The following is a 3,413-nucleotide window of genomic DNA, read 5'->3' as shown; positions in this document are numbered from 1 at the left end:
GCCCAAGAAGCCCAAGAAGACCTCGAGACAAAGCGGAAGCGGTTGGAGAAAATCCGGGAACAGTATCGAAAAAAAGAAAAATAGGCTTGCAAATGAACCATAAGGAAGTCAGGATCTGCCGCCGTTTAACGACGACAATTTGCCGTTTTAAGGGGTGAAAAAGCATGCAGGACAAGCAAATTGAATGGCAAAAGCAGGTAATCCGTGAAGAAATGCATGATTACGGGAAAACGGATGAACAGCCTGTAAAAAAGGTTGAAAAATAAAAAAGCCAGGCATTTTCAGCCCGGAGAAAAACCATATCGACGCAATCATTATAGCATACACAGAAGGGGCGTGTCGATATTGGCTGAAAAGCGAATTGGAGAAATAGAGCTTTTGGAAGACTTGACGATTAAACAAGCCATTGAACCGGATAAAGTGATCATCGTTGTCCTGGATGGGAAGCGCGGAATTGCCCGCAAATGTGAAGCAGTTGAGCATGGTAGCACGATCATCGAGACAGTGAATGGGAAATCGAAAAAAATTACGTTTATAGAGTCCTATCTTACCTAATTCATAGCCGATTTAGCTTTTGTTTAAACCTATTATGATATTTTACATGTACCAATAACAGAGAAATCTCGGTACAAAAATACGCTGCACGGTCCGGTCCGGGATCTTGCAGCAAAGGGTTGGTGTTGAAATTTGCTACGGAAAAAACCTGTCGACAGAAAAATATTAAGCCAAAAAGAACGGCTTTTGCTGATTGAATGGCTATATGTAATCACCGGTTTCACCCGGTCGTTTTGGAAAGAAAAGAGCGATGCAGAAATCATCCGTTTATATGAGTCCAATCTTGAAATGAACCAGATGGAAGATGAGTTTGTAAGATGAATTGGTTGGTGAAATGTTATGGAGCCCAAAATTATCATCAAAGACAGCCGGCAGAAGTGGATGGTGGAGGAAGATAGAAAATACGTTTGTCAAACGTTTTGCAAGCAGCACAAACGATGTTCAACCCGTTTAGGGTATGATTGCAAAAAATTTGGCGGTGACAGAATACCGAAATTTAAAAAATAAGGTGGAACCTTTGGAGAAACCGAAAGATTAAAAAGAGAACGGGACGCTGATTCCGTTCTCTTAGGAAAGGGATGTTTTGACGTGAATGAATTGGAAAACAGTATTAATTTCCTTAAAGAACAGCTCATTGCTGCGGGAGAAAAGTGGAAAGGCGGCATGGATGTTGAACCAATGAGAGACTGTCTGGCAATTGTTGAAGCCATCAATGTCCTAGAAGAAAGGGCATTCGGCAGGATGATTACAACGATCGCTTACATTCTGTGAGGAGGTGGGATTCATGCAAAATGTTTTGGAATTTGAAGAACTGATGATCAATATTTTAGACGAACCTTCAAAGTTTAAATTTCATTTTTCCGAAAACGGGATTAAAATTAGCGCTTGGATTAAAGAAGCTGTGAATTTAGGAAACGGGCTGTGCATTGCATTTGATGGCGGATCTCTGCTCGTTTGGAAAGATAACCGCGTTGTAAAGTGCAGACGACCGTCCGATTTAATTACGTATTGTGAGCTTTGCTTTTCGGTTTTTAATGAATTTGATGAGAATATCGGTTATCTGTATGTGCCTGCGCGTAAAAGGTGATCTATTTGAAATATCAAAGTCAACGGATACCAACGCATGATTATCTTGGCAGAAAAGTATGGATTGGCGAAAAGGCAACACTATTTAGTAGCAATGGGGTCCATTATGAAGGGACAATACAGCAGATCGGTGGCAAACGCTGGTTTGTGGTGAATGAAAGTATGCGAATTGGCGGTATAGGAAGCTTGTACTTGATGAAGGATTGAAAGGAGAAATGAATTTTATGAGTGAATCATTTAGGTTATATAAAGTCGTGGAAACGGACGGACAAAGTGCTGAAGAACTGCAGAAAGTTTTAAATGCTGCAACGGATGGTTTTACAGAAATGCAAATTGATCATGTCGTTGGGACAAAAATAATTCTTGGCTACGATTCACCTTTAAATGCAAAAGGAAGAGCTGAAATGTCAGTAAAAAAAGCTATAGGCTCTCAAGCGAAAAGTAGTTTTAGACCAATATATTAAACCATCATAGACTATGTCGTAGTACGGGTATATTGTGTGAAATGAAAACATGAGGTGATTAAATGAACCAGATTCAGCAAGTATTTGGTTATGGAATGAGCCAACTACGAACTGTGTTAATAGATAGTGATGTTTGGTTTGTTGCCAAAGATGTATGCGATATTCTGGAAGTAAGAAACACTACACAGGCAATCGCTAGACTTGAAGATGATGAACGGACTATGTTAAACATAGGTCGTCAGGGGGCAACCAATTTAGTGAATGAACCGGGTCTATATTCACTGATCATGTCTAGCCGAAAACCAGAAGCGCGTGCATTTAAAAGATGGATTACACATGATGTTATTCCGCAAATCCGGAAGACGGGAAGTTACTCAACACAGGTTCCGCAAACATTCAGCGAAGCCTTGAGGCTGGCGGCAGATCTGCAGGAGGAAATTGAAAAGGCAAAACCTAAAATTGAGTCATTTGATCGCTTCATTTCCGGAAAAAACTATCAAAAAATGGGGGATGTTGCGAAAATATTAGGATATGGCCGAAATAACTTTTTCAAGCTGCTTCGGGAGATGAAGATTTTAATGAGAGATAATACACCTTATCAGGAGTTTATCAACCGCGGGTATTTCGTTGTGAAAGAAAAGCCGATACAGATGGGCAGCCACGTCATTAATAAGCCCCAGACCTATGTCACGGCAAAAGGTATCCATTATATTGACAAATTATTGAAAGAACGATCAATAATTGTATAATAGAAGTAGAATATGTCCAAGTAACGGAGAAGCGTGCGGACACTGACTTTCAGCATTTGTTGCTGATGGTTGGTGTCCGTTTTTTTATTGGAAGGAGGAACAATGATGGAACAATTGAGTTTTCAGCTGGCAGAGATTGACCGGGAAGAGACAAGGAAGCGGGTGGAAGGTGCATTGGAAAAGTATAGGGTTTTGTTGCTAACGCAGGAACTGGACCAGGTGCCAAAAGTAACCTCAAGCTATTCATTGGTTCCACCAAGCAACACCAACCAGTTTCACTCCTCAACTGAAGAAGCTGCAGTAAAGAATGTGGACTATGAACGCGAGCGGAGCGATTATATCCGTAAAGTTTCCATGTCCGTAAACCGTCTCGGGTTTAAGGAGCGGGCAATCCTCATCCGCCGGTATATGACGGAGGATGATGTATTTGATTATGAAGTGTACAACGAACTGAACATGAGCGAGCGGACTTATCACAGAATAAAATCTCGGGCATTTTATAAGCTGGCATTTGCGTTGAAAGTTGAAGTCTATAAAGAGAAGTCCTACGGTGTGATGT

The 3,413-nt window shown here is 40.9% G+C and carries 7 protein-coding genes; all 7 read left to right on the top strand.

All coding sequences use genetic code 11. The features are described 5' to 3' along the window. The first annotated feature begins 345 nt into the window (after window positions 1–345). Window positions 346–555: an XtrA/YqaO family protein gene (locus P9687_RS16895; RefSeq protein WP_035184744.1), complete on the top strand. Its 210-nt coding sequence runs from the start codon at window positions 346–348 to the stop codon at window positions 553–555. A gap of 132 nt (window positions 556–687) precedes the next feature. Next, window positions 688–876 carry a BH0509 family protein gene (locus P9687_RS16890; RefSeq protein ID WP_035184746.1) on the top strand — a complete coding sequence of 63 codons (189 nt, stop codon included), beginning with the start codon at window positions 688–690 and terminating at the stop codon, window positions 874–876. Between the two features lie 267 nt (window positions 877–1,143). Then, the gene (locus P9687_RS16885; protein WP_035184748.1) at window positions 1,144–1,326 is read left to right on the top strand and encodes a hypothetical protein; all 183 of its coding nucleotides are present in this window, start codon (window positions 1,144–1,146) and stop codon (window positions 1,324–1,326) included. Window positions 1,327–1,339: 13 nt separating this feature from the next. Beyond that, complete coding sequence (locus tag P9687_RS16880; protein ID WP_035184750.1) at window positions 1,340–1,642, top strand: hypothetical protein; 303 nt, start codon at window positions 1,340–1,342, stop codon at window positions 1,640–1,642. A gap of 223 nt (window positions 1,643–1,865) precedes the next feature. Next, window positions 1,866–2,105 (top strand): hypothetical protein, encoded by a 240-nt coding sequence (locus P9687_RS16875; RefSeq protein ID WP_035184755.1) that lies wholly within the window; start codon window positions 1,866–1,868, stop codon window positions 2,103–2,105. A gap of 62 nt (window positions 2,106–2,167) precedes the next feature. Beyond that, window positions 2,168–2,854 carry a phage antirepressor gene (locus tag P9687_RS16870; protein WP_035184757.1) on the top strand — a complete coding sequence of 229 codons (687 nt, stop codon included), beginning with the start codon at window positions 2,168–2,170 and terminating at the stop codon, window positions 2,852–2,854. 105 nt (window positions 2,855–2,959) lie between these two features. Further along, a partial coding sequence (locus tag P9687_RS16865; protein ID WP_328228945.1) for an ArpU family phage packaging/lysis transcriptional regulator occupies window positions 2,960–3,413 on the top strand: 454 nt, incomplete at its 3' end.

The organism is Weizmannia sp. CD-2023 (assembly GCF_036225245.1).
Classification (GTDB): domain Bacteria; phylum Bacillota; class Bacilli; order Bacillales; family Bacillaceae_C; genus Weizmannia; species Weizmannia faecalis.
The sequence above is the reverse complement of the archived record's forward strand: the minus strand, read 5'-3'. Positions and strand labels throughout refer to the sequence as shown.